The sequence below is a fragment of the Cellulomonas sp. P2_B4 genome, from assembly GCF_056404795.1.
In genome coordinates this window covers 1-517 of sequence record NZ_JBFUDI010000120.1, presented here as the reverse complement: position 1 = coordinate 517, position 517 = coordinate 1, and the positions used below count along the sequence as shown (strand labels likewise).

At 68.5% G+C, this 517-nt stretch carries 1 protein-coding gene; it reads left to right on the top strand.

Annotated elements, in window-relative coordinates; genetic code table 11:
- Window positions 1-282: 282 nt before the first annotated feature.
- On the top strand, window positions 283-474 hold the full coding sequence (locus tag AC1DZC_RS20425; protein ID WP_465181608.1) for a hypothetical protein: 192 nt from the start codon (window positions 283-285) through the stop codon (window positions 472-474).
- The last annotated feature ends 43 nt before the right edge of the window (window positions 475-517 follow it).

The following is a 517-nucleotide window of genomic DNA, read 5'->3' as shown; positions in this document are numbered from 1 at the left end:
CTCCATCATGATGCGATGCTTGTCGCAGGAATCGGCAGGCGGCGTGAAGATGAAAACGCATCGGGCCGGTGCGCGTTCAGCCAGCGCGGAGCCGCTCCCGCGCACGCTCGACCGGGATCGCCTCAGCGCCGAGCGCCATGACCGGCGGTGCCTGCCAATGCCGGCTTAATGCGGAAACGGTGGTTCGCTCTCGAAGCTTAACGCCCGCCGGGCCCATCTCGGCCGCGCGCCAATCGGGGCGCAGGGACGATGGCGATGCGAACCCGGTACATCGGAGCGGCAATGGTGATGGCGAGCGTGGCGGCGGTGATCGCGCTGCGGTTGCTGGTGACCATGCCGCCGGACAATCATCCGGTAACCACGGTCGAGCTGCTGCTCGCCGCCTTCAGCATCTTGGCCGGCCTGCCCGGCGTCGGCATGCTGATCGAAGGCCCGGCGATCTTCGGCCTGGTCGACCGGCCGCGCGAACGCTGAACGGGCTTCACGGCCGCAAAGCGGCTATGGCGGGGCGATGACC